Origin of the sequence: Kitasatospora sp. GAS1066B (genome assembly GCF_041262605.1) — a bacterium.
Taxonomy (GTDB): domain Bacteria; phylum Actinomycetota; class Actinomycetes; order Streptomycetales; family Streptomycetaceae; genus Kitasatospora.
On sequence record NZ_JBGCCO010000006.1, the window covers coordinates 282,677 to 304,359 of the forward strand.

At 72.3% G+C, this 21,683-nt stretch carries 20 protein-coding genes and 1 pseudogene; 11 read left to right on the forward strand and 10 right to left on the reverse strand.

Translation table 11 applies throughout. From position 1 onward, the window contains the following. Both ABH937_RS09160 and ABH937_RS09165 read left to right on the forward strand, forming a co-directional pair. A complete protein-coding gene (locus ABH937_RS09160; protein ID WP_370217836.1) occupies positions 1 to 771 on the forward strand; it encodes an ABC transporter permease in 771 nt (256 codons plus the stop codon). Then, positions 755 to 1,552: an ABC transporter permease gene (locus ABH937_RS09165; RefSeq protein WP_370217837.1), complete on the forward strand. Its 798-nt coding sequence runs from the start codon at positions 755 to 757 to the stop codon at positions 1,550 to 1,552. Before ABH937_RS09160 ends, ABH937_RS09165 begins: the two co-directional genes overlap by 17 nt. A gap of 257 nt (positions 1,553 to 1,809) precedes the next feature. Here ABH937_RS09165 and ABH937_RS09170 read toward each other — a convergent pair whose 3' ends face one another. From ABH937_RS09170 to ABH937_RS09185, 4 genes are all read right to left on the reverse strand, one after another. Continuing rightward, on the reverse strand, positions 1,810 to 2,559 hold the full coding sequence (locus ABH937_RS09170; RefSeq protein ID WP_280690222.1) for a TetR/AcrR family transcriptional regulator: 750 nt from the start codon (positions 2,557 to 2,559) through the stop codon (positions 1,810 to 1,812). A 110-nt stretch (positions 2,560 to 2,669) separates the two neighbouring features. Next, positions 2,670 to 4,196, reverse strand: a complete 1,527-nt coding sequence (locus ABH937_RS09175; protein WP_370217838.1) for an MFS transporter — start codon at positions 4,194 to 4,196, stop codon at positions 2,670 to 2,672. A 97-nt stretch (positions 4,197 to 4,293) separates the two neighbouring features. Continuing rightward, the gene (locus tag ABH937_RS09180; RefSeq protein ID WP_370217839.1) at positions 4,294 to 5,001 is read right to left on the reverse strand and encodes a DUF899 family protein; all 708 of its coding nucleotides are present in this window, start codon (positions 4,999 to 5,001) and stop codon (positions 4,294 to 4,296) included. Between the two features lie 168 nt (positions 5,002 to 5,169). Then, positions 5,170 to 7,989 (reverse strand): penicillin acylase family protein, encoded by a 2,820-nt coding sequence (locus ABH937_RS09185; RefSeq protein WP_370217840.1) that lies wholly within the window; start codon positions 7,987 to 7,989, stop codon positions 5,170 to 5,172. Between the two features lie 296 nt (positions 7,990 to 8,285). Between ABH937_RS09185 and ABH937_RS09190 the strand changes: the two genes are divergently transcribed. From ABH937_RS09190 to ABH937_RS09210, 5 genes are all read left to right on the forward strand, one after another. Continuing rightward, positions 8,286 to 9,539, forward strand: coding sequence for a glycosyltransferase family 4 protein (locus tag ABH937_RS09190; RefSeq protein WP_370217842.1), 1,254 nt, complete (start codon positions 8,286 to 8,288; stop codon positions 9,537 to 9,539). Further along, positions 9,536 to 10,699: a glycosyltransferase gene (locus ABH937_RS09195; RefSeq protein ID WP_280690217.1), complete on the forward strand. Its 1,164-nt coding sequence runs from the start codon at positions 9,536 to 9,538 to the stop codon at positions 10,697 to 10,699. Before ABH937_RS09190 ends, ABH937_RS09195 begins: the two co-directional genes overlap by 4 nt. Then, positions 10,696 to 11,577: an SGNH/GDSL hydrolase family protein gene (locus ABH937_RS09200; protein ID WP_370217843.1), complete on the forward strand. Its 882-nt coding sequence runs from the start codon at positions 10,696 to 10,698 to the stop codon at positions 11,575 to 11,577. Before ABH937_RS09195 ends, ABH937_RS09200 begins: the two co-directional genes overlap by 4 nt. 145 nt (positions 11,578 to 11,722) lie before the next feature. Continuing rightward, complete coding sequence (locus ABH937_RS09205) at positions 11,723 to 13,210, forward strand: DUF2079 domain-containing protein (protein ID WP_280690215.1); 1,488 nt, start codon at positions 11,723 to 11,725, stop codon at positions 13,208 to 13,210. Positions 13,211 to 13,476: 266 nt separating this feature from the next. After that, the gene (locus tag ABH937_RS09210) at positions 13,477 to 15,471 is read left to right on the forward strand and encodes a putative Ig domain-containing protein (protein WP_370217844.1); all 1,995 of its coding nucleotides are present in this window, start codon (positions 13,477 to 13,479) and stop codon (positions 15,469 to 15,471) included. A 68-nt stretch (positions 15,472 to 15,539) separates the two neighbouring features. On the opposite strand, the gene ABH937_RS09215 is transcribed toward ABH937_RS09210, so the two are convergent. From ABH937_RS09215 to ABH937_RS09225, 3 genes are read right to left on the reverse strand one after another with little or no spacing between them, the layout of a single operon-like run. Further along, the gene (locus tag ABH937_RS09215; RefSeq protein ID WP_370217846.1) at positions 15,540 to 16,025 is read right to left on the reverse strand and encodes a hypothetical protein; all 486 of its coding nucleotides are present in this window, start codon (positions 16,023 to 16,025) and stop codon (positions 15,540 to 15,542) included. Then, positions 16,022 to 16,348 carry a ribbon-helix-helix protein, CopG family gene (locus tag ABH937_RS09220; protein WP_370217847.1) on the reverse strand — a complete coding sequence of 109 codons (327 nt, stop codon included), beginning with the start codon at positions 16,346 to 16,348 and terminating at the stop codon, positions 16,022 to 16,024. The genes ABH937_RS09215 and ABH937_RS09220 overlap by 4 nt, the downstream gene beginning before the upstream one ends. A 21-nt stretch (positions 16,349 to 16,369) precedes the next feature. Next, positions 16,370 to 16,849, reverse strand: a complete 480-nt coding sequence (locus tag ABH937_RS09225) for a MarR family winged helix-turn-helix transcriptional regulator (protein WP_370217848.1) — start codon at positions 16,847 to 16,849, stop codon at positions 16,370 to 16,372. A gap of 100 nt (positions 16,850 to 16,949) precedes the next feature. Between ABH937_RS09225 and ABH937_RS09230 the strand changes: the two genes are divergently transcribed. Both ABH937_RS09230 and ABH937_RS09235 read left to right on the forward strand, forming a co-directional pair. After that, a complete protein-coding gene (locus tag ABH937_RS09230) occupies positions 16,950 to 17,795 on the forward strand; it encodes an alpha/beta fold hydrolase (protein WP_370217850.1) in 846 nt (281 codons plus the stop codon). A gap of 51 nt (positions 17,796 to 17,846) precedes the next feature. Next, positions 17,847 to 18,539, forward strand: a complete 693-nt coding sequence (locus tag ABH937_RS09235) for an SMI1/KNR4 family protein (protein WP_280690209.1) — start codon at positions 17,847 to 17,849, stop codon at positions 18,537 to 18,539. Here the strand turns inward: ABH937_RS09235 and ABH937_RS09240 are convergent. Then, positions 18,515 to 19,687, reverse strand: a complete 1,173-nt coding sequence (locus tag ABH937_RS09240; protein WP_370217852.1) for a hypothetical protein — start codon at positions 19,685 to 19,687, stop codon at positions 18,515 to 18,517. The two genes, ABH937_RS09235 and ABH937_RS09240, sit on opposite strands and share 25 nt — an antisense overlap. A 62-nt stretch (positions 19,688 to 19,749) precedes the next feature. Here ABH937_RS09240 and ABH937_RS09245 point away from each other — a divergent pair, with 62 nt between their 5' ends. Further along, on the forward strand, positions 19,750 to 20,181 hold the full coding sequence (locus tag ABH937_RS09245; protein WP_370217854.1) for an Rrf2 family transcriptional regulator: 432 nt from the start codon (positions 19,750 to 19,752) through the stop codon (positions 20,179 to 20,181). 97 nt (positions 20,182 to 20,278) lie between these two features. Further along, positions 20,279 to 20,656: a nuclear transport factor 2 family protein gene (locus tag ABH937_RS09250; protein WP_370217855.1), complete on the forward strand. Its 378-nt coding sequence runs from the start codon at positions 20,279 to 20,281 to the stop codon at positions 20,654 to 20,656. A gap of 106 nt (positions 20,657 to 20,762) precedes the next feature. Here ABH937_RS09250 and ABH937_RS09255 read toward each other — a convergent pair whose 3' ends face one another. Continuing rightward, positions 20,763 to 21,164, reverse strand: a complete 402-nt coding sequence (locus ABH937_RS09255) for a VOC family protein (protein WP_370217857.1) — start codon at positions 21,162 to 21,164, stop codon at positions 20,763 to 20,765. Next, a pseudogene (locus ABH937_RS09260) lies at positions 21,161 to 21,589 on the reverse strand (cupin domain-containing protein); the annotation flags it as partial. The pseudogene ABH937_RS09260 and the gene ABH937_RS09255, both read right to left, overlap by 4 nt. Between the last annotated feature and the right edge of the window lie 94 nt (positions 21,590 to 21,683).

Below are 21,683 nucleotides of genomic sequence, written 5' to 3' on the forward strand. Positions count from 1 at the left end.
GTGAGCGCCGCCGTGACGATGCTGGGCGCGGCCCGCTTCCACATCAAGGACGTCCGGGCCAATCCCGCCGTGATCGTGCTCGGCATCGTGCAGCCCACGGTCTTCCTCTCGCTGCTGCTCGCGGCCGGACCCGGCTCGACGCCTGGCGGGGTGCCGGCGCTGACCGTGGGCACCGCACTGATCTCGCTCTGGTCCAGCCTGGTCTGGTCCTCCGGGATGCTGCTGCACCGGGAGATCCGGATGGGCACCATGAGCCAGTTGCTGGTCCGCCCGGCCGACCTGCGGGTGGTGGTGGCCGGCAAGGCGGTGGGCACCGCGGTGATCGCGCTGGTCGCGGTAGGCCTGGTCTGCGCCGTGGTGCCGGCGGCCTTCGGCAGCCCGGTCGAGGTCGCTCGCCCCGGCCTGCTGGTGCTGGTGGTGCTGCTGGCGGTGGTCAACGCCGGAGCCTTCGGGCTGCTGCTCGCGGCGCTGTTCCTGGTGGTGCGCTCCGCGGCCCGGCTGGCCGAGGCGCTGATGTACCCGGTCTTCATCGTCGGCGGCGCCCTGGTGCCGTTGGGCGCGCTGCCGCCCTGGGCCCGCTGGCCGTCCGCGCTGCTCAGCCTGCGCTGGCTGCGCGAGGTGGCGCTGAGCGCGGTGGACGGCAGTGCGGTGCGCCCGGTCGCGCTCGGCGCGATCGCGGTGTCGACCGTCGGGTACCTCGTCGCGGGGAGCCTGATCTTCGGCCGCCTCACCGAGCGGGCCAGGGAGAGTGGCAATGTTGACCTCAATTGAGCTGGCCGACCGCTGGTCGCCCTACCGGGTCGCCGCGAAGATGTCGGTGCGGAGCTATCGGGCCCATGTGTCGAATGGGGTGATCGGCTGGAGCATCCTGCCCCGGGCACTGCTCCAGGCGATATTCCTGGTACTGCTCGGTGGTATGCAGGACGGGGCCGCCGGACGAGTTTACGCCGGCCTCGGCGGTATTGCCTTCGCGTTGATTCCGGCACTGGTCACCAAATTGCCGGACGTGGCTGCCGAAGAGAAATACATGGGCACCCTGGGCAGATTGCGAATGGGTCGACTGGGCCTTTTTCGACTGTTCCTGGCGCGCTCCCTGCCCTATCTGGTCGAGGCCTTCGGCAGCTGGCTGGTCGCGTTTCTCGTGGTGCTGCCGCTGATCGGTGACGCAGCGCTGCTGACCCGCTTTCCACAGGCGCTGGCCGGCGCGGTCGTGGTGGCGCTGGCAGGGCTGTCGGTCGGCCTCCTGGTCACCGCCTTCAGTCTGGGCAAACGGGCCGACCTGCTGGCCGGCAACCTGGCCTCGTACGCCTTTCTGCTGCTCGGCGGCGTGCTGCCGACCGTGGCCGCGCCCGGCTGGCTGCGCGTCGTGGCGGACCTGGTGCCCTACGGCGCCGCCGTGTCCTGCTTCCGGCATGCCGTGGCGGGCCGGGCCGATCTGCCGGCGGCCGGCCACGCCATCCTCCTGTCCGGGTGCTGGCTGATTGCCGCCGCACTCGTTCTGCAGTACCAGGAGCGCCGTTTCCGGCGCACTGGTCACGACGATTTCGTATAGCCGACCGAGGTTTGCGAAATCCCCTGATCGAAGGCTTGACGGAGAAATCCAGAACCGGCTAGCCTTCTTGTCAAGCGAAGAGCACGGAAAGGAAAGGAGGGGAATAACATGGACATCCAGAACCTGGTGGTCGAGCTCGTCAAGGAGAGCGACATCGTCGTCGAGGTCGCCGAGACGATGTGATTTCAGTGAATACTGAAGTGCGGCAGTTCCGATTTATCGGAACTGCCGCGCTTTTCTCTTTTCGGGCGGCCGGCTCAGCCGGCCGCGGCCGCCGCGATGGTCGCCTCGATGCCGGCCAGCGCGAGGTCCAGGCTCTGGGCGAAGCGCAGGTCCCGGACGGCGGCCTGGCCGGCCCGTGGCTGGTTGGCCATCAGGTCCGCGTTCTCCACGAAGCCCGGGGTGGCCTGTTCGATGACGCCGTAGAGCTCCCGGTAGAACTCGTCCTCGCTCAGGCCGGAGGCGCGGACCCGGGCCAGCCAGAGCGACTCGATCACCGCGTGGCCGTAGACGAACTCGAAGAGCAGGCCGAGCGCCGCGCCGAACTGCTCGGCGGGCAGACCGCTGTGGGTCATGGCACCGACAGCGCTGTTCGAGAAGAGCAGCGAGTTGGGGCCGAGCGGCAGGAACTGACCGGCCAACTGGGGTGCCCAGGGGTGGTGTTGGTAGCAGGAACGGTACTGGTGGGCCAGCGTGCGCAGGTGCCGGCGCCAGTCGCCGTGGTCCTCCAGGGTGGTGGCGCCCAGCGGGGCGAATGCCTCATCCAGGGCCAGTTCGAGGAGGTCGTCCTTGGTGTCGACGTACCAGTAGAGCGACATCGCGGTGACCTCGAGCTCGGCCGCGAGCCTGCGCATGGAGAAGGCCGCGACGCCGTCCGCGTCCAGCAGCTCCACCGTCGCGCGCACGATCCGCTCCCGGCTCAGGCCGCTGGGGGCGCTGCCGCGGCGGCTGCGCTTGGGCGGCTTCACCCAGATGCTGACCGCGGGGTCGCGGGGTTTCTCGGCCATGCTCGGTCCTTGCGCTGTGCGGACGATCGCTGCACGGCCACCGGGAGCGGCCGTGCAGCGATCGTACGGTCAGTGGCGCTCAGTGGAGCTCAAGTGGTGCTCAGGGGCGCTCAGCGGGCGGACTCGGCCGGTTCGGCCTGCCGCGTCTCGGCTGCGGCCGGCGGCTGGGCAGCGGCTCGGCTGAGCAGCCACGCGGCCAGGAAGCCGCCGAGCAGGACGGCCGCGGAGCCGATCAGCTGACTGTTGGTCAGGCTGTTCGCGAAGGCCGAGTGGACCTGATCGGCCTGCTGAGGGCCGGCTGCGGCGAGTGCCTCCGGCAGCGAACGGCCCGCGGCGTGCGGCAGCCCGGCCGGCAGCGAGCCGGCGAAGCCGGCGGTGAGCACCGCGCCCAGCACCGCGACGCCGAGCGAGGTGCCGAGTTCGCTGAGGGTGCCCAGCAGTCCGGAGCCGACGCCGGCCTTCTCCGGCGGGATCGAGCTCATCATCGAGCCGGCCATCGCGGGTTGGGCCACGGCCACGCCGGCGCCCATCAGCACCAGGCCGAGCAGGATGCCGGGGTAGGAGCCGTGCCGGCCGAGCAGCGCGATCGAGGCCAGGCCGACGGCGAGCATGGTCAGCCCGCAGGCGATCGCGGTGGGCGGCTTGAGGCCGAGCTTCATGGTCAGCCGCATGCCGAAACCGGTCAGGTTGAGCAGCACCACGGTCAGTGCCATCGGCGCGGTACGCAGGCCGGCCGCCAGCGGACCGTAGCCGAGCACGAACTGCAGGTGCTCGGTGAGCAGGAAGAGCGAGCCGCCCAGGCCGAAGCTGACCAGGACCCCGCCGGAGATCGCGCCGCGGAACCGGGCGTTGCGGAAGAAGCCCATGTCGAGCAGCGGGTGTTCGATCCGGCGCTCCCAGAGGGTGAAGAGCAGCAGGAAGAGCAGGCCGAGGCCACCGGAGATCAGGGTGCTGCCCGCTGTCCAGCCACTGCCGGGCCCCTGGATCACCGCGTACACCAGGCCGACCAGCCCGGCCGTGGAGAGCACCGCGCCGAGCAGGTCGGGACTCTCGCCCCGCGGGTCCTTGGACTCGGGCACCAGGCGGGCCACGGCGGCCAGACCGAGCGCGGCGACCGGCAGGTTGACCAGGAAGACCGAGCCCCACCAGAACCGGCTCAGCAGCAGGCCGCCGATCACCGGCCCGAGTGCGAAGCCGAGCGACGCGATGGCGCTCCAGACCGCGATCGCCTTGGGCTGCTCGTCGGGCTCGAAGGTGCGCACCACGATGGCCAGACTGGTGGCCAGCAGCAGGCTGCCGCCGACGCCCATGCCGGCCCGGGCCGCGATCAACTGCCCGGGGCTGCCGGCCAGCATGGCGCCGAGCGAGCCGATGCCGAACAGTGCGAGGCCGATCAGCTGGACCCGTTTGCGCCCGTACCGGTCGGCCAGTCCGCCGGCGGCGATCAGCAGGCCGGCCTGGGCCAGCGAGTAGGCGCCGATCACCCACTGGGTCTGCGCGGTGGTGGCGCCCAACTCCCTGGTGAGGGAAGGGATGGCGACGTTCAGGATGGTGTTGTCGAGTACTACGACGAGTTGGGCCAGGCAGATCACGGCGAGGATCACCCACCGGTCGGGCCGGCGGTCGGTCTGGGACAAGGCTCCGGTCCACTCTCTTCTACGACGTATAAGACTCGTACACCGTAGAGGAGGGCCGGCGGGGAGCGCCAGAGGTTTTCCGGGGGGCGGGCGAGTCTCAGTAGTCCAGCCCCGGGTACCAGTCGCCGCGCCCGCCCGGCGTCAGGTCCAGCAGGTGCCAGACCGGCGACAGTAGGTCGATGCCGCGCTCGCCGACCTCCTGCGCCAGGGCCGGGCGGGCCGAGTACTGGTGGCGCAGCGTGCCGTCGGCGTCCCGGGTGAGGATCGACACCGTCGAAACCTGGTTGCCCTGCCCGTCCTCGCTGCCCAGGTCGTACTTGAAGGTGTTGGCCCCGCAGCTGAGCAGCCGCAGCCGCTCCCAGCCGCGCCGCCGCGCGTGCGCCCGCAGCGGCTGCGGATCGGCGGCGGCCACCACCACGAAGTCGGCGTTGCGGGTCAGGTGGTGGGCGATGCCGTTGAACCCGTCGAGCCACATGGTGCACATCGGGCACGGGCTCTGCTGCCGCTTGCCGTACATGAACTGGTAGACCACCAGCGGCCGTCCGGGCACGGTGAACAGCTCGCCGAGCTGGACCGGACGGACCGGGTCGTCGCCCTGGTCCAGCCAGGCCGGCCCCTCAAGGAAGGTGTAGTCCCCGATCACCGGGCCTGGTGGCAGGTCCCGCCGCTGCCGCGCCACCCGCTCCCGACGGTTCATCAACTCGAGCTCGGCCAGCCGCAGTTCCTCGCGCGCCTGGGCGTACTCGGGCGACTCGTCGGCCAGCCGGGTGCCGTACGGGCCGAAGGGGGCGGGGGAGGAGGTCATGGCGGCGGTCCCTTGGGGGCTCGGCGGGAGAGAGGGGTCACGGCCAGCCTCGGGCCGGTGCCGGGCCCCGGCAAGCCACCCGCCGCCGCGCGGGTGAGGGGGTGCCGGACGCCACCGAAGGGGGCGCCGCACGCGGCACCCCCTTCGGTCCTTCGGCTCCGAGTCGGCTCAGCGGTGCGAGGGGAACTCCACCACCTGCTGGTAGGTCGGCCGGTTCTGCCAGCTGATCTTGTTGTCGGTCACCCCGCCCAGCGGCCGCTGGATGATGGTGTCGGCACACCACTGGTCACCCGCCGCGCAGTCGCCGTCCCCGGGGTAGACCTGGCTCGCGGACTCGGCCGCCGCCTCCTGGAGGGTGTTCAGCAGCACCGTCCGACAGGCCGTCAGACCGCCGCCGGCACCGCAGAACTGCTGGGCCAGCGGACCGGCGACCGGTTCGCCGAGCACCGAGCGCAGGTCCTTGTCCAGGTAGCTCCACCAGCCGAACTGGAACGACGAACCCTTGTGCGGGATCGACTCGTTGGCGTCCACCGGACCGCCGCTGGCGGCGCCGGTCTGGCCGCCCGAGGGGGACTCGTTGATCTGCAGCGCCCCGGTCAGCGCGGTGAACAGCTGGTCGCCGAGCCCGGGGTGCATCACCCCGTCCGCGACCAGCGGCCACCAGGCGTCCAGCACCTGGATCGCGGCCGCGTTCGCGTAGGCCTGGCTGCCCGGCGAGCTCTCCACCCGCTTCGATCCCGCTGCCTGCCAACTCTGCAACTCGCTGACCACCGAGGCGAGTTGCGGGTCGGTCACCGGCGCGCTGTTGATCACCTTGAGCAGCTCGGGCAGCACGTCCTCACCACGCAGGTCGGTCACCGCCGCGTCCGCCATCGCCTGGGTGAGCGAGGCGCGGGTCACCCCGCCCCTGGCGACCAGCGCTTTGACCCGGGAGTCCAGCAGGTTGGCCCGGTGCACCGACCCGTCGCCGAAGCCCGCCGAGCCGTAGTCCTGGGCCTGCTTGTTGTTCCAGGAGATGTAGTAGTCCTGGTCCACCCCCTGTGGGTGCTGGGCCGGCGGGGTGTACTGCGCGGTGTTGTCGGTCGGGTCGAACCCCTGCCACTCGTAGGCGGGTTGGGCCAGTACCGGCAGCCCGGGGTCGACGCCGGGCGCGCGCACCGGGTTGTCCCCCGAGTTGTAGTAGGCGATGTGCTGGGAGTCGGCGTAGAACCAGTTGAAGGTGTAGTTGATGTTCTGCGTCGCCTGCTGGAAGCTCGCCGGATCGTGCACCGAGCCGGGGTCGTTGAGCATCTGGAAGCCGATGATCGAGTCGACCTCGTGGTCGTAGCTGGAGCGCAGCGAGGTGAACGCCACCGGCTTGCCGCCGACCGTGCCGCGCGAGGTCACCAGCCCGTAGTCGGATCGGTACATCACCAGCGAGTAGGAGCCGGTGGGGGTGGAGTCGGCGGTGGTCGGCGACCAGGCGTCGGTCTGCACCAGCTTGTCGAAGGGCGTGCAGACGCCGTGGTAGAGGTAGGACTGGGCGGCCAGGGTGACCGGCGAGCCGTCGGCGGTGCACAGCGGCACCGCGTAGGTGTCGGTGATGTCCTGCCCGGCCGAGGTCGCGCTCCACGCGTAGTCCTGGCCGCGCCCCAGCTCCACGTAGAAGCTCAGCCCCGCGAAGGCCGCGCCGCGGGCGCTGATCCCCGGGCCCTGCAACTCCTCCAGCATCAGCAGCTGCGGCGCGAAGTAGCCGGTCTGCGGGCCCATCACGGCCACCGGGTTCCCGCTCGCGGTGTACTTGCCGGAGACCAGCAGGGCGTTCGACATGCCGTGCTTGGCGGTCAGCAGGTTGCCGGGCAGCACGCCGGCCGCCTTGGTGGTGCTGGAAGTCGCCGAGCCGGTCGCGTTGTAGATCAGCTGCTCGGGCACCACCGAGCCGGCGTCCGGCAGCGCCACGCCCTGCGGGTCGCTCGGCGGCAGCGCGTACGGGAAGGACTGCCCGTCGTGCAGCGTGGTGACCGCTTCCGGGTCGTTCGCCTCGCGCAGCGACTGCCAGACCTGGTCGCCGAGCGCCGTGCCGTAGCGCGCGTCGGCGGCCTCCTTGACCAGCGCGGACTGGACCTGGCCGCCGCCGCCCGAACCGAACAGCGCGCCGATCACCGAGGCCAGCGCGACCAGGTCGGTCAGCTGGAAGGGCTGGATCGAGCCGGCGTTGGTGATCGCGTTGACGTGCCCGGTCAGGTCGTACTCGCCGGGGAAGGTCCGGTTGTCGTAGGCCTGCGTGATGTAGGCGTTGATGCCGTCCACGTACGCCTGTGCGTCGGCCAGCGCCTGCTGGCCGCGCGGGCCGTCGGCGGCCACGTTGGTGATCTGCTGCTGCAGCTCGTCCTCGGTGTACGGCGCGGCCTGCCAGAAGCTCTGCTCCAGCTGCCGGTTGGCCGCCGCGCCGCCGGCGAAGCCGGACAGCTCGCCGCGCCCGACGTGCCGGAACAGGTCCATCACCCAGAGCCGGTCCTGGGCGGCCGCGTAGCCGGCGCCGAACTCGGTGCCGGACCGGGTGGTGCCGGTGACGTGCGGGATGCCGGTGTTGTCGCGCACGATCGTGACGTCCGAGCGCGGGCTGCTGGTGCTGGCCACCTGGTTGGCCGGCACGCCGAACGAGGCGTCGTTGAAGAAGTTGCCCAACTGGGCGTTGGTCAGGTTCGGGTAGCCGGAGGCGAGCGCGGAGTAGGGGCCGAGCTGGCTGTCGGTGTTCGCCGGGCGGGTGCCGAAGACCTTGTTGGCCAGGATGTCGGCGAGGGTGGCGTTGCCGTTCTCGCCGGGCGGCAGGATGTCGTTGCACTGGCCGCCGCAGTAGTCGGGGGCGGCGGCGGGCAGGGCCTTCACGGCGGAGGCGGTGGCGGCGCCGGGGGCGGCGGCGAGCAGGGCGCCGGCCAGCAGGGCGGCGATCGCGGCGGCCGGGAATCTGAGCCGCCGGCGGGGCGGGCGTAAGGCGCGGCTGGGCAAGGGTCGGCTCCTCACGGTGGGGGTGGGGAGTTGACGGTAAGTGGGTTACTGGTCGGTTGACTAGTCGCTGTGCGCGGAAATGTCATGATTGTTTGACATGGCATCGCTGAACCTGAGCCTTGGCCGAGCGGGCTCGGATTGGCGGGCGCTCAGGTCCTGCCCGGCACGATCGGCCGGACAGGACCGAGTCCGAAATGCCCGTCCCGTGGCAGGCAGCGGCAAAGAGCTGGCCGCAGTTCGCCTGTTCGACAGATCCCTTTGGCCCAGCGCACGTCCAGCCCGGCAACAACGATGGCATGCGAGTCGCGATCGTCACCGAGTCCTTCCCGCCCGAAGTCAACGGCGTCGCCCACAGTGTGCTCCGCACCGCCGAGCACCTGGTCCGGCGTGGCCACCAACCACTGGTCATCACCCCGGCGCCGGCCCGCGGTGCGAGCACCCCGGCGCACTCCTTCGGCCCGGACGCCGTGCAGCTGCCCGTCGTCCGGATCCCCTCCGTCCCGTTGCCCGGCTACCCGCAGGTCCGGGTCGCGCTGCCCAGCTCCCGGCTGGCCGGCGCGCTGGCCGCGCACCGGCCCGACCTGGTCCACCTGGCCAGTCCGTTCATCCTCGGCGCCCGCGCGATGACCGAGGCCCGGCGCCTGGGTCTGCCCGCGATCGCCGTCTACCAGACCGACCTGGCCGGCTACGCCCAGGCCTACCGGGTCGGCGGCGGCCTCGGCGCGGCCACCGCCTGGCACCGGATCCGCTCCGTGCACCGGGCCGCCGCCCGCACCCTGGCCCCCTCCACCCCGGCCGCCCAGGACCTCACCGCGCACGGCGTGCCGCGGGTGCACCTGTGGCCGCGCGGCGTCGACTCGCTGCGCTTCCACCCGCGCCACCGCGACCAGGCACTGCACCGCGCGCTGGCCCCCGGCGGCGAGGTGCTGGTCGGCTACGTCGGCCGGCTGGCTCCCGAGAAGCGGGTCGACCTGCTGGCCGGCGTCTGCGCGCTGCCCGGCGTGCGGCTGGTGATCATCGGGGACGGGCCGAGCGCCGCCGCGCTGAAGGAGGCGCTGCCCGGCGCGATCTTCCTCGGCCGCCGCACCGGCGAGGAACTCGCCCGCTGCTACGCCACGTTGGACCTGTTCGTGCACACCGGTCCGCTGGAGACGTTCTGCCAGACCATCCAGGAGGCGATGGCCAGCGGCGTCCCGGTGGTCGGCCCGGCGGCCGGTGGCCCGCTCGACCTGGTCGGCCACCGCCGCACCGGGCTGCTGGTCGCCCCGCGCGATCCGCGCGCCGTCACCGAGGCGGTCGCCGAACTGGCGGCCGACCCCGAGCGGCGGGCCGCATACGGGCGGGCGGGGCGGTCGGACGTCACCGCGCGCACCTGGGAGGCGGTGGGGGACCTGCTGCTGCGGCACTACGCCGAGGTGCTGGCGGAGCACCGGGGGGAGGTGCTGGAGGTGGCCTCGGGAACGGCGCCGGCCCCGGCAGCCGCTGCGGCCCCGGCCCCGGCGCCGTTGGTGCTGCCCGCTCCGGCACCGGTCGAGGAGCAGCCGGCATGAGCCAGGGCCTGCGCATCGTCCGGATCGCCAACTTCGTCACCCCGGTCTCCGGCGGCCTGCGCACCGCCCTGCGCCACCTCGGCGCGGGCTACCTGGCCGCCGGCCACCAGCCGGTGCTGGTGGTGCCCGGTCCGGACCACCGCGACGAGCAGAGCGACCAGGGCCGGGTGGTGACCCTGCCCGGCCCGGTGCTGCCCGGCAGCGGCGGCTACCGGCTGCTCACCGACCGCCGCGCGGTGGCCCGGCTGCTGACCGAGCTGGCCCCCGACCGGCTGGAGGTCTCCGACCGCACCACCCTGCGCTGGACCGGCGACTGGGCCCGCCGTCGGGGCATCCCGGCGGCGCTGGTCTCGCACGAGAACGTCACCGGGCTGCTGCGCACCAGGGGCCTGCCCGACCCCGCCGCCCGGGCGCTCGCGGACCGGCTCAACTCCCGGACCGCGCGGGCCTACGACACCGTCGTCTGCACCACCGCCTGGGCGGCCGGCGAGTTCGCCCGGCTGGGCGTGCGCAACCTGGTCCGGGCGCCGCTCGGGGTCGACCTGGCGGGGCTGCACCCCGGGCGGTACGACGCCGAGTTGCGCGCGCGGTACGCGGGTCAGGGGCGGGCGATGCTGGTGCTCTGCTCGCGCCTCTCGCCGGAGAAGCGCCCGGGCCGGGCCCTGGACGCGCTCGCCGAACTGCGGCGCGCCGGAACGGACGCGGTGCTGGTGGTGGCCGGCACCGGGCCGCTGCACGCCCGGCTCGCCGAGCGGGCCGACCGCGAGCGGCTGCCGGTGCGGTTCCTCGGCCACCTCGCCGACCGGGCCGAGTTGAGTGCCCTGCTCGCCTCGGCGGACGTGGCGCTGGCCCCCGGCCCGATCGAGACCTTCGGCCTGGCCGCCCTGGAGGCACTCGCCTGCGGCACCCCGGTCGCGGTCAGCCGCTCCTCCGCGCTGCCCGACATCGTCGGGCCCGCGGGCCGGCCCGCGGTCGACAGCGGGAGCGGATTCGCCACTGCGGTACGGGAGTTGCTGGATCTTCCGGAGCGCGAGCGGCGCGCCACGGCCCGGGACAGGGCCGAGCGGTACGGCTGGCCGGCCGCGGTGGCGGCCTTCCTGGCCGTGCACCAGGGCGCCTGCGGCGTCCAGGCCGCGGCCGCCGCCGGGAGCGCGAGATGACCGCCCCCACCCGACCCGCCCCCACCGCCCCCACCGCCTGGCTCGACACGGTTCGCTTCGTGGCCCTCGGCGACTCGCTCACCGAGGGCGTCGGCAGCCCGGTCGGGGACGGCTGGCGCGGCTGGTCCGCACTGCTCGCTCCTGCCCTCGCCGCCGATCCGTCCCAGGTCAGGCACCGCAACCTGGCGGTCAGCGGCGCCCAGGCCGCTGATCTGACGACCAGTCAACTCCCTGCCGCGCTGAGCCTGCGGCCGCACCTGGCGGCCGTCGTGATCGGCGGCAACGACACCCTGCGCGCCGGCTTCGACATCGGCCGCACCGCCGCCGCGCTGGACGCCACGCTGGGGGCCCTGACGGGCCAGGGCGCCGTGCTGCTCACCGCCTGCCTGCCCGACGCGGGGGTGCTGCTTGGCCTGCCGGGACCGCTGGCCCGCCCGCTGGCCCGCCGGATGGCGGCCGTCAACGCCGTCGTCCACGAGCTCTCGCAGCGCCACCAGGCGGTCCACCTGCACCTGGCCACCATGCCCTGGCTGGCCGACCGCGCACTGCTCAGCGCCGACCGGCTGCACCCGAGTCCGGCCGGCCACCTGCTGATCGCCCGCCGGTTCCACGACCTGCTCGCCGAGGCCGGGCATCCGCTCGGCCCGCCGCCCGCCGCCGTCGCGGCACCCCCGCCGCCGGGCCGCGGCGCCGACCTCTGGTGGCTCGCCACCCGCGGCACCGCCTGGCTGGCCCGCCGCAGCGTCGACCTGCTCCCCGGGCTGCTCGGGCTGGCCGTCACCGAGACCGTCCACCGCCTGCGCGGCAGCGCCGCCGTGCTGGACGCCCGCTCGCTGGCGGCCACCGAGGCGGCCCTGGCCGCGCTGCCACCGCCGTGACCGGGCCGCCCGCAGGGGCGGTGCCGGCCGGGTGATAGCGTCGATGACTCTTGTCCTGACCGGCCCGCAGCCGTCGGTATCGCCGGCCCCGAACCGGGCAGACCTGAGGGAGACCGTTCCTGTGCTGGGTGCGCGGACGCCGAGTGTGCAGACGTCGAGTGTGCGGGTGCCGGAGGCACGAACGTCGCACGGGCAGGTGCTGGAGGCGCCGACCGTCGCAGCCGTCCGGCCCCAGCGCCGGCCCGCCGATTGCGCGCCGCCGGCCCGCCCCGGCCCCCGTGCGCTGCCGTACGGCCTGGCCGCGCTCTTCTTCCTGCTGTACGCCATCGTCGCCGTCCGCCGCCACCAGCGAGTCCTGTCCGGCGGCTACGACCTGGGCATCTTCGAGCAGGCGATCCGCAACTACGCCCACTTCCACGCGCCGGTCGCCGACCTCAAGGGCCCTGGCTACAACGTGCTGGGCGACCACTTCCACCCGATCCTCGCGGTGCTCGCCCCGCTCTACCGCCTCTTCCCGACCCCGCTGACCCTGCTGCTGGCGCAAGCCGCACTGCTCGCCCTGACCGTCGTCCCGATCACCCGCTGGGGCCAGCGGACCCGGGGCCTGTGGGTGGGCTTGGCGGCCGGGATCGGGACCGGCTGCGCCTGGGGGATCGTCCGGGTCGACGCGTTCGACTTCCACGAGGTCTGCTTCGCCGTCCCGTTGACGGCCTTCGCCGTCGAGGCGGCGGGCCGCGAGCGCTGGCGCGCCGCCGCCTGCTGGGCGCTGCCGCTGCTGCTGGTGAAGGAGGACCTCGGGCTGACCGTCGCGATGCTCGGCCTCTACATCGCCTGGCGCGGCCCGCGCCGGCTGGGCGTCACGCTGGTGGTGGTCGGCGTGCTCGGCACGCTGGTCGAGATGTTCGTGCTGATCCCGGCGGCCAGTCCGACCGGCGTCTTCGACTACCTCCAACAGCTCGAACCCGGCGCCGCCCCGGCGTCGGTGCCCGGCGGCCAGTGGTGGCCGCCGACCCGGCTGGACACCTTGCTGCTGTTGCTCGCGCCGACCGCCTTCCTGGCCCTGCGCTCGCCGCTGGCCGCGCTCGCGCTGCCCACCCTCGGCTGGCGCTTCCTCTCGCACAACACGGCCTACTGGGGCACCGCTTACCACTACAACGGCGTGCTGGTGCCGATCCTGTTCGGCGCGATGGTGGACACGCTGGCCCGCGACCGGGTGCGCTACTCGGGACGGCGGCTGCGGGTGGTGCTGGCGGCGGGCCTGGCGGTGACGGCGGCGACGCTGCCCGCCTTCCCGCTGGCCGAGGTGGTCGAGCCGGCCACCTGGCGCACCACCGCGCACCAGCGGGCCGCGCTGACGGTGGCGGCCGAGATCCCGAACGGCGTGACGGTGGCGGCCACCAACCACCTGGCCGCGCAGCTGACGCACCGTGCGACGGTGAGCATGGCCTGCCCGTACCACCGGGCGCCGCGCCCGGTGGCCTGGCTCGTGGTCGACACCCGGGACACCACCGCCGACACCACCAACTGCCCGGCCGGCCTCGCCCACGTGGTCGCGGATGCCGAGCGGTCGGGTTACGCGGTGGTCGACGCCCGCGACGGCATCACCCTGCTGAGGGACACCGCCACCGGCTGACGGTCGTTCAGAACCGGTCCAAATCGGCACGATCAGCACATTTCCGCGTAGTCGACTGCGTACTCGCGTTGACTCTTGTGCGGTCCCGATCAGTGAAATATCGTATTGCACATTGCATCCCCCACCAGTGCGGACCTGTCCGCGGTTCGTCCCCCACGCCTTCGAACCGCGCCCCATCAGGCCGTACCGGCGCCTCAGCGGCTCCACCCTTGCTCGCGGCCCCGCGGGCGGGGCGCCCCCACATCACCGGAAACGGATGTTGATCCGTGATCAGAAACAGCCCCGGCCTGTTCGAACGCAGCCGCCGGACCGCCTTGGTCGCACTCTCCGCCGCGCTGCTCGGCGCCGGGCTCGCCAGTCCGCTCGCCGCCATCGCCTCCCCGGGCACGGCCAAGCCCACCGCCGCGGTGCAGGTCAAGCCCGGCACCCCGAAGACCGCCGCCACCACCCCCGCGGGTCCGCACCGGGCGAAGGCCGGCCGCGTCGCCACGGCCGGCCCCCTCGCGCAGGCCGGCAGCAAGGCCGGCGGCAAGGTCACCCCGCAACTGGCCGACGGCGCCGACCCGGGCACCGGCGGCAACGGTGACGGCTCGGTCGCCAACGAGTACGACGCGCCGGTCACCTACAAGGGCGGCCAGGACTCGGTCGGCGTGCAGATCGGCCCGCCGAAGGTCTACCTGGTGGTGTGGGGATCCCAGTGGGGCACCCCGTCCACCAACTCCACCGGCGACACCGTGCTGTCCGGCGACCCGGACGGCGCCGTCCCGTACCAGCAGGACTTCTTCAAGGGCCTGGGCAGCGCCGGTGACGGCTGGAGCGCCGTGCTGACCCAGTACTGCGAGGGCATCGCCTCGGGCAGCATGCAGTGCCCGGCCGGCGCCGCGCACATCCCGTTCCCGCAGCAGGGCAGCGTGCTGGCCGGCGTCTGGGTGGACAACGGCGCCGCCGCCCCGCAGGCGGCCACCGAACCGCAGCTCGGTGCCGAAGCGCTCGCCGCGGCCCAGCACTTCGGCAACACCACCGAGGCGCAGAACCGCAACGTGCAGTACGTCATCGACTCGCCGCAGGGCACCGACCCGGACAAGTGGCACGAGCTCGGCTACTGCGCCTGGCACGACTTCCAGCGCTCCTCGCTGGGCCAGATCGCCTACAGCAACATGCCCTACCTGCCGGACGTCGCGGGCTGCGGCGCCAACTGGTTCGGTGAGAACACCGCGCGCGGCAAGCTGGACGGCTACGGCATCATCGGCGGCCACGAGTACGCCGAGACGGTCACCGACCCGAACACCCCGGGCGGTTGGACCGACTCCACCGGCCAGGAGATCGGCGACAAGTGCGCCTGGATCCCCTACGGCTCCAACGGCGGACTCTTCTTCGAGAACCTCGCCACCGGCTCCTTCCCGCTGCAGACCCTGTGGTCCAACACGGACCACCTCTGCTCGGCCTCCGACCCGATCTACACCAACCCGCCCGTGGTGCTGAGCACCATGTGCGACCGGGTGGACAACCCCGGCCCGGTCTCGATCCCGGCGGTCGCGGTCGACAACACCGGTTCGACGGTCAGCTACAGCGCGACCGGCCTGCCGGGCGGCCTGAGCATCAACGCCTCCACCGGTGTCATCTCCGGCACCGCCGCTGCCACCAACGGCTACCAGCGGATCACCGTCAACGCCGGTGACGGCAACGGCAAGACGGCCAGCACCGGATTCTGGGAGGACGTCACCGCCTCCGGCTCGCCCGGCTGCGGCGGCATCGAGCAGCTGATCGACCCCGGCTTCGAGAACGGTTCGGCCGATGTCGACCACACCGTGATGACCGACGCGTGGAGCCCGTCGGGCTACAACGTCATCACCCCGTCCAGCCTGCACGCGGCCCACTCGGGCCAGTGGTACGCCTGGCTCGGCCAGGACACCACCAGCGACGACTCGATCGCGGCCTCGCTGAACACCTACCCCGGCTACAAGTCGGCCAACTTCTCCTTCTGGCTGAACATCTCCACCACCAACACCTCCACCAGCTCGCCCGACACCCTGACGCTCAACGTGATCGACCAGTACACCGGCCAGTCGCTCGGCACGGTGAAGACCTGGACCAGCCAGAACGCCACCAACGGCTACCAGCAACAGTCGGTCGACCTGAGCCCGTTCATCAGCCAGGTCGGCTGGGGCACGACGATCGGCCTGCAACTCGTCTCGCACGAGACCGGCAGCACCCCGGGCACCGCGTTCCTGATCGACGACGCCTCGGCCCACGAGAACTGATCAACCGTCATCCCGCAAGCAGTCGGGCCCGGAGCAACCGCTCCGGGCCCAGCTGCTTGCGGGCCCGCTCAGACCTGCACCACGTGCACGTCCTGCGCGTCCAGCGCGTTGAGACAGGCGGTCAGGTCCGTCGGATCGCTGGTGAAGACCACGGCGCTGCCATGCCGGGCCGCCGTCAGCGCCACCAGGGCGTCCACCGCGTCCGGGCGCTTCTTCGGAGGCAGCGCGGCGGTGCCGAGCGCACTGCCGATGCGTTGCCACTCCGTGAGGTCCGGACCGGTCGCACACCTGATGCACACCGTCTGACCCGCGCTGGTGGGGCGCATGGCCGGCGCGGAACTGCGCGCCTGCGGCACCGTGCAGTCCTTCATGACCCCGGCCAGCGCGTGCACGGTCGCCGGGTCGGGGCGCCAGACCTGGGCGAGCACCGGGCCGAGCAGCACCGCGCGGTGCGGGGTGTCCTTGAGGGCGGTGTGCAGGCGCACCGCCCTCGCTTTCCGATCGGCGAGTGCGATCAGCATGCCGGTGTCGTACACCGGCACCCGGGTGGTCACGTGGCACTGCCCGGGCGAGCGGCCGCACTGTCCGGGCCGTAGACGAGCTCCATCGCTTCTCGCACCTCGCGCCGTTCCGTCTCGGTGAGGTCGTCGTCGGCGACGTCGGCCAGCGGCGGTAGGTCGGCCGCCGCCGCCTCGGCCGCGACGATGGCGGCATCGATCTGGGCGAACTGCGCCTCGGCCGCCTCCGCCTCGGCCATCTGCTGCGTCGCGGCATTGGCGAGATAGGCGGAGACATCCATGCCGGCGCGCTCCGCGTGGGCTCGGATCCGCTCGGCCTGGTCGCTGTCCAGGCTGATGCTGATTCTCGTCTTCGGCATGCCGCCAGTGTATGACGCGTATTACGCGGGGCCAAGCGCCTCGTTCCCCGCTCGCCGCTGCTCCGCCACCACCTTCAGCACGCCCCCCAGGAACCGCTGCACCACCGCGAGTTCCGCTTCGTCGAACTCGTTCAGCTCGCCCACCAGCGCACCGATCAGCGGGCCGAAGAAGTCCCACCCCATGGCCGTCGCCTGCTCCGTCACCTCCAGCAGCACCCGCCGCCGGTCGACCGAGTCCCGCGCCCGTCGGACCAGGCCGAGCCGCTCCAGCCGGTCCACCAGGGCGGTGGTCCCGGCGGAGTTGAGCCCCAGCTGCCGCCCCAGCCACCCGGGCGTCGCCGCAGTGCCGGCCCGGGCCGCGTCCAGCAGACAGATCAGGGCCCGCAGGTCCGTCGGGTGCAGCCCGTTGCGCGTCGCGAAACCACCGGCCAGCAGGTCGAGTTCGACGGTCACCGCGCGCAGTTGGTGCACCACCCGCAGGGCCGGTTCGATCTCCTCCACGCCGCACCTCGCCTCTCCGCGCCGGACTCGTGATAGGCATAGTATCTCTCGCTCAGCGAGATACTTGTCCAGCGACTCATCCCACCCGCGGAGGCTCTCGATGGCACAGACGCCGTTCCTCGCCGCCTACGACGCACTTCTCGCCCGCTGGCCCGTCCCCAGCCAGACCCGCCTCCTCACCTCCCGCTTCGGCAGCACCCACATCACCGCCTGCGGCCCCGCCGACGCCCCGCCCCTGCTCCTGCTGCACGGTGGCGGCACCACCGCCGCCGTCTGGTTCGCCAACGCCGCCGCCCTCAGCCGCACGCACCGCCTCTACGCCGTCGACCGGATCGGCGAGGCCGGCCGCAGCCTGCGCGGCGACCACCCGCCGCGCACCCCGGCCGAGTTGTTCGGCTGGCTCGACACCGTCCTCGACGGCCTCGGCCTCACCGCCCCCGCCGCCGTCCTCGGCCACTCCTACGGTGCCTGGCTCGCCCTCGGTTACGCGCTGCGCGCACCCGAGCGGGTGAGCAGGCTCGTCCTCCTCGATCCGACCCAGTGCTTCGCCGGCTACCGGCCCGGCTACCTGCTGCACGCCCTGCCCATGCTGCTGCGTCCCACCGCCGCCCGCGCCCGCGCGTTCCTCGCCTGGGAGACGGCCGGCGCCCCGATCGACCCGGCCTTCCTCGACCTCTACGGCCTCGCCGCCGAACTCCCCGACAGCCGGCCGGTCGTCGGCAAGCGCCCGACCGCCACGCAACTGCGCGGGTTCACCACCCCCACCCTGGTCCTGCTCGCCGCCGACAGCCGCCCGCACCACCCGCGCCGGGTCGACACCGCGGCGCGCCGCCTGCTCCCCGGAGTCGAGACGGTGATCATCCCCGGCGTCTCGCACCACGGTCTGCCGTTCCAGCGGGCCGAGCAGGTCAACACCGCGGCGCTGGCCTTCCTCGACCGGGTGTGAGGTCCCCGGGTTTCCGCTCCGTCCGTCCGGCCGGCGCCGTACCGTACTGCCATGACCGAGGACCTCGATCCCTATGCCGCCCTCGACGCCGCCCGCGGGCACCGCTCTGCGGTCTGGCGCTTCATCACCGACTTCGCCGCCTACTGGGACTGCCCGCTGACCGCGGGCGACGGCTACCGCGGCGCCGAGTTGGACGCCGCCGAACAGCGCCTGGGCCTGCGGCTGCCGGCCGCCCTGCGCGAGGCGTACGAACTCTTCGGTCGACGTGACGACCTGACGCGCAGTCACAACCGGCTGCTCAAGCCCGACGAGCTGTTCGTCCGGCACGACGCCCTGGTCTACCGCGAGGAGAACCAGGGCTGCGCGCTCTGGGGCATCCTGCTCGCCGACCTCGACCAGGACGACCCGGCCGCCGTCGTGCGCCCCGACCTGGTCGACAAGTCGCAGGAGCGCTGGCGCCCGTGGGAGTCGCGCGTCTCGCTGGCCTGCGTCGAGCTCGTCATGTTCGAGATGGTTCTGGACGGCGAGGGGCTCACCGACCACCTGATCAGACCCGAACCGGAGCTGGACCTCACCCACAACTACCGTCAACTGCTCATGACGGGCAAGGAGATCCGCTGGTTCGTCACGCCGGACGTGCTGATCGCGGAGGTCGAGGGTGCCTGGCTGTCCGTGCGGGCCCGCACACAGCGGGCGCTGGACGACATCCGCGACGAGCTCTACGGCGACTGGCTCAAGGGCTGACATCCGTAAGAGGTTCCGGCCGCCCGCCTGCCGCCGGCGAGCGCCGCAGGTGCGACCGCGTCCCTCCAGCGTCGGTTGGTCTCCTGGGCGATGGTCACCAGGTCGGTGTACGGCTCGTCCCACGGGTCTTTGAGTCCGAAGCCGCGGTGCGGGTTCTCCAGCCAGCTGCACCAGTGCCAGCCGAGGCACCACGGGCGGGCTGCGAACGTGTCGGCGATCATTCGGTAGCCCTGGCCGCGCTCGGCCTGGTCGCGCGCGGACCCGGAGCGGGCAGGGCTCATGGCCGTCGGGCACCAGTTGCCCGTGTCGGCGAGGAGGATCGGCAGCCCCGTGCGTTCGTGCCACGCGTCGAACCTGTCGGCGACGGAGTCGATCGCCGCCTGGTCGACGGCCGGGAAGCTCTGCAGGCTCAGCACGTCCACGTGGGCGGCGGCCGCGTCGAGCACCGGTTCCGGGATCCCGGCCCGCGTCCCGTAGCGGTCGCCGAGGATCAGGTGGTTCGGGTCGTGACGGCGGATGGCCTCCGCCGACACCCGGTAGTAGGCCTCCGCGATCTCCCCGAGCTCGCCGGGCGGGTAGCCGGCACCGGCCGGGTGCCGCGCCCACGCCGGCGCGTCGACGAGGAAGTAGCCGATCAGGTTCGGATCCTGCGGTCGGCACCGGGTCCGGGCCAGGTGGTCGCACCACTGCGCGAACGCCTCGGAGCGGGGGTCGCGGTAGGCCGGGTGACCGTTCCAGTGCTCGATCTCGGCGACGCGCAGCGACAGGGTGTAGGGCAGGCCGGTGTCGGCCGCCTCTTCGTCGGGCAGGCCCTCCGAGTGGCCGAGGTCGATCGCGTCGTGGGTGGCCGACAGTCCGCTGCCGCTGACGTACTCGGAGCTCCACCCGAGGGTGTTGAACCCCCAGGCCGACAGTTCCGGCACCAGGCCCTCGGCCAGCCAACGCCGGCGTGAGGATCCGTAGCGCTCGGCGAACAGGCCGATGTTGTGCGGGTAGCGCAGGTTCGTGTCGTCGGCGTGGACGACGCCGATGGACAGGAACGGATCTCCGTCAGGCGTCCTGAACCGCCATCGGACCGAAGCGTCCAGGGTGAAGTACCCGTGCGCGACCATGCCCAGCCCTCTCCCGATCGCCGTCATCGTCGTCACGTCTGGCTTTGACCGTTCCAATCGTAACAGTTACTGTTACGTTCAGAGGGAGGTGGGGACCAATGAGCGCCAACAGCAGGATGACCATCGCCGCGCATGCCCTGACCTGGATCGGGCTGTACCAGCGTTACGGCAACGAGGTCGCCACCTCGGAGCAGATCGCCAAGAGCGTGAACACGAACCCCGTGGTCATCCGCCGGCTGCTCGCGCAGTTGCAGAAGGCCGGGCTGTGCCAGTCCCGGCGGGGCGCGGGCGCAGGCTGGATGCTCAGTCGGGACCTGGCTTCCATCACCCTGCTCGACGTCTACGACGTCGTCGGCCCCAGTCCGCTGTTCGGCATGCACCCCGCGACCCCGGACCCGCAGTGTGTGGTGGGGTCCGGGATCCAGCCGGCGATGCGCGCGGTCTACGACGGGGTCGAGGGCGCCGTGCGCAACGAACTGGCCAAGGTGACCCTGGAGACCGTGCTGTGCGATGTGCTCGCCGCCCGCTAGCCCTTCGGTTACCTCATCCTGAAAGCCGTACCGTCCGAGAGGCCGAACCCGTTCGGCGAAGAAAGGGCAGAACATGAGTGAGAACACGCGCAGCGTGGTGGACGAGCTCCTCAAGCGCGTCGGAGCAGGCGACATCGCCGGGGTTGTTGAGCTGTTCGCGCGCGACGCCGTCTGGGAGATCCCCGGTGACCCGGCCATCGTCCCCTGGGTGGGGCGTCGCTCGGTCGAGAACATCCCGGAGTTCTTCGAGGCGATCGGTGCGCACACCGACCGTGAACTGTTCGACGTCGAGCGTGTTGTCGTCGACGGCCCGAACGCGGTCCTCATCGGACGGGCGCGCGTCGTCGTCCGGTCGACGGGCAAGGTGATCGACACGCCCTTCGCCATCGACATCGTCGTCGATCACGAGGGCCGCATCAGCCGCTACTACATGTTCGAGGACTCCTGGCAGGTCGCCCAGGGCGTGATCCGCTAGCGAGTACGGAGAGAGGGCCCGACCCTGGTCGACCGTCAATCTGCGCCCGAGCCTGGCTGGTTCACCCAGCCGCGCCCGTGACCCGGCCTGTCAACGGCGGCGAACTTCAGGTGTTCCAGGAACGCGAGCAGAGCACCAGGCGGTAGCCGTCAGGATCGACAACGGTGACGCCGTACTGGTCCCAGTAGGGGTTGTGCGCCGCGGTGCGGGTTCCGCCTGCAGCGACGAGGCGGTCGACGAGGGCGTCGTCGACCGAGGCACCGAGGTAGAGGACGAAGAGGTCGTCCGCTGTGGGCGTGGGCTCCAGCGGCCGCTCGGGGTCGTGGGTGAGCTCGAAGTGCCAGGAGCCGCCCGGGAGTCCGAGCATCACCAGGTCATGCTCGCCGGAGACACGCTCGGTTGTGCGCCACAGAACGTCGAGACCGAGGCCCTCGACGTAGAAGCGCTCGGCCGCCGCAAGGTTCCGGGACGGGCGGGCGACCCTGATACGGGTGTCCGGGGTGATCACGCCGAGGCCTCCAGCGTTGCGCGCCAGACCGGGCTGTCGACGTAGTGATTGTCGAAGCGCTCCGAAGTCTCGGTGAGCCGGCTCGGGGGCTCCTCACCGCGGGTGACCTGTCCCAGCAGACGCAAGTAGTCGAAGCGGTCCATGCCTGGTGTGAAGACGCAGAGAACGTCGGCGCCCGAGCCCGGGGCGGGGCGGAAGGCGTGCGGGGTGCCCGGCGGCACGGCGAGGAAGTCGCCCTGGTGCAGGATGGTCACCTCCGCGTCGAGCAGCACCTGGAGCGAGCCGCTCAGTACGAAGAACAATTCCCAGGCACGCGTGTGGAAGTGGGCAGGCGCGCCGGTGGCACCCTCGACGAACGTCGAGCGGTAGCTTGTGAACGCGCCCGCGGTCTGGGCCGAATCAGCGAGGAGTGTCATCACAGCACTGAGCAGTTTTCATCCTGAAGTCGCTGGTCGCGGGGCTGGTGTGGGTCGGGGCTGGGGTGCTCGTGCGGGTCGGAGGCGTGATCGTCGGTAGGTG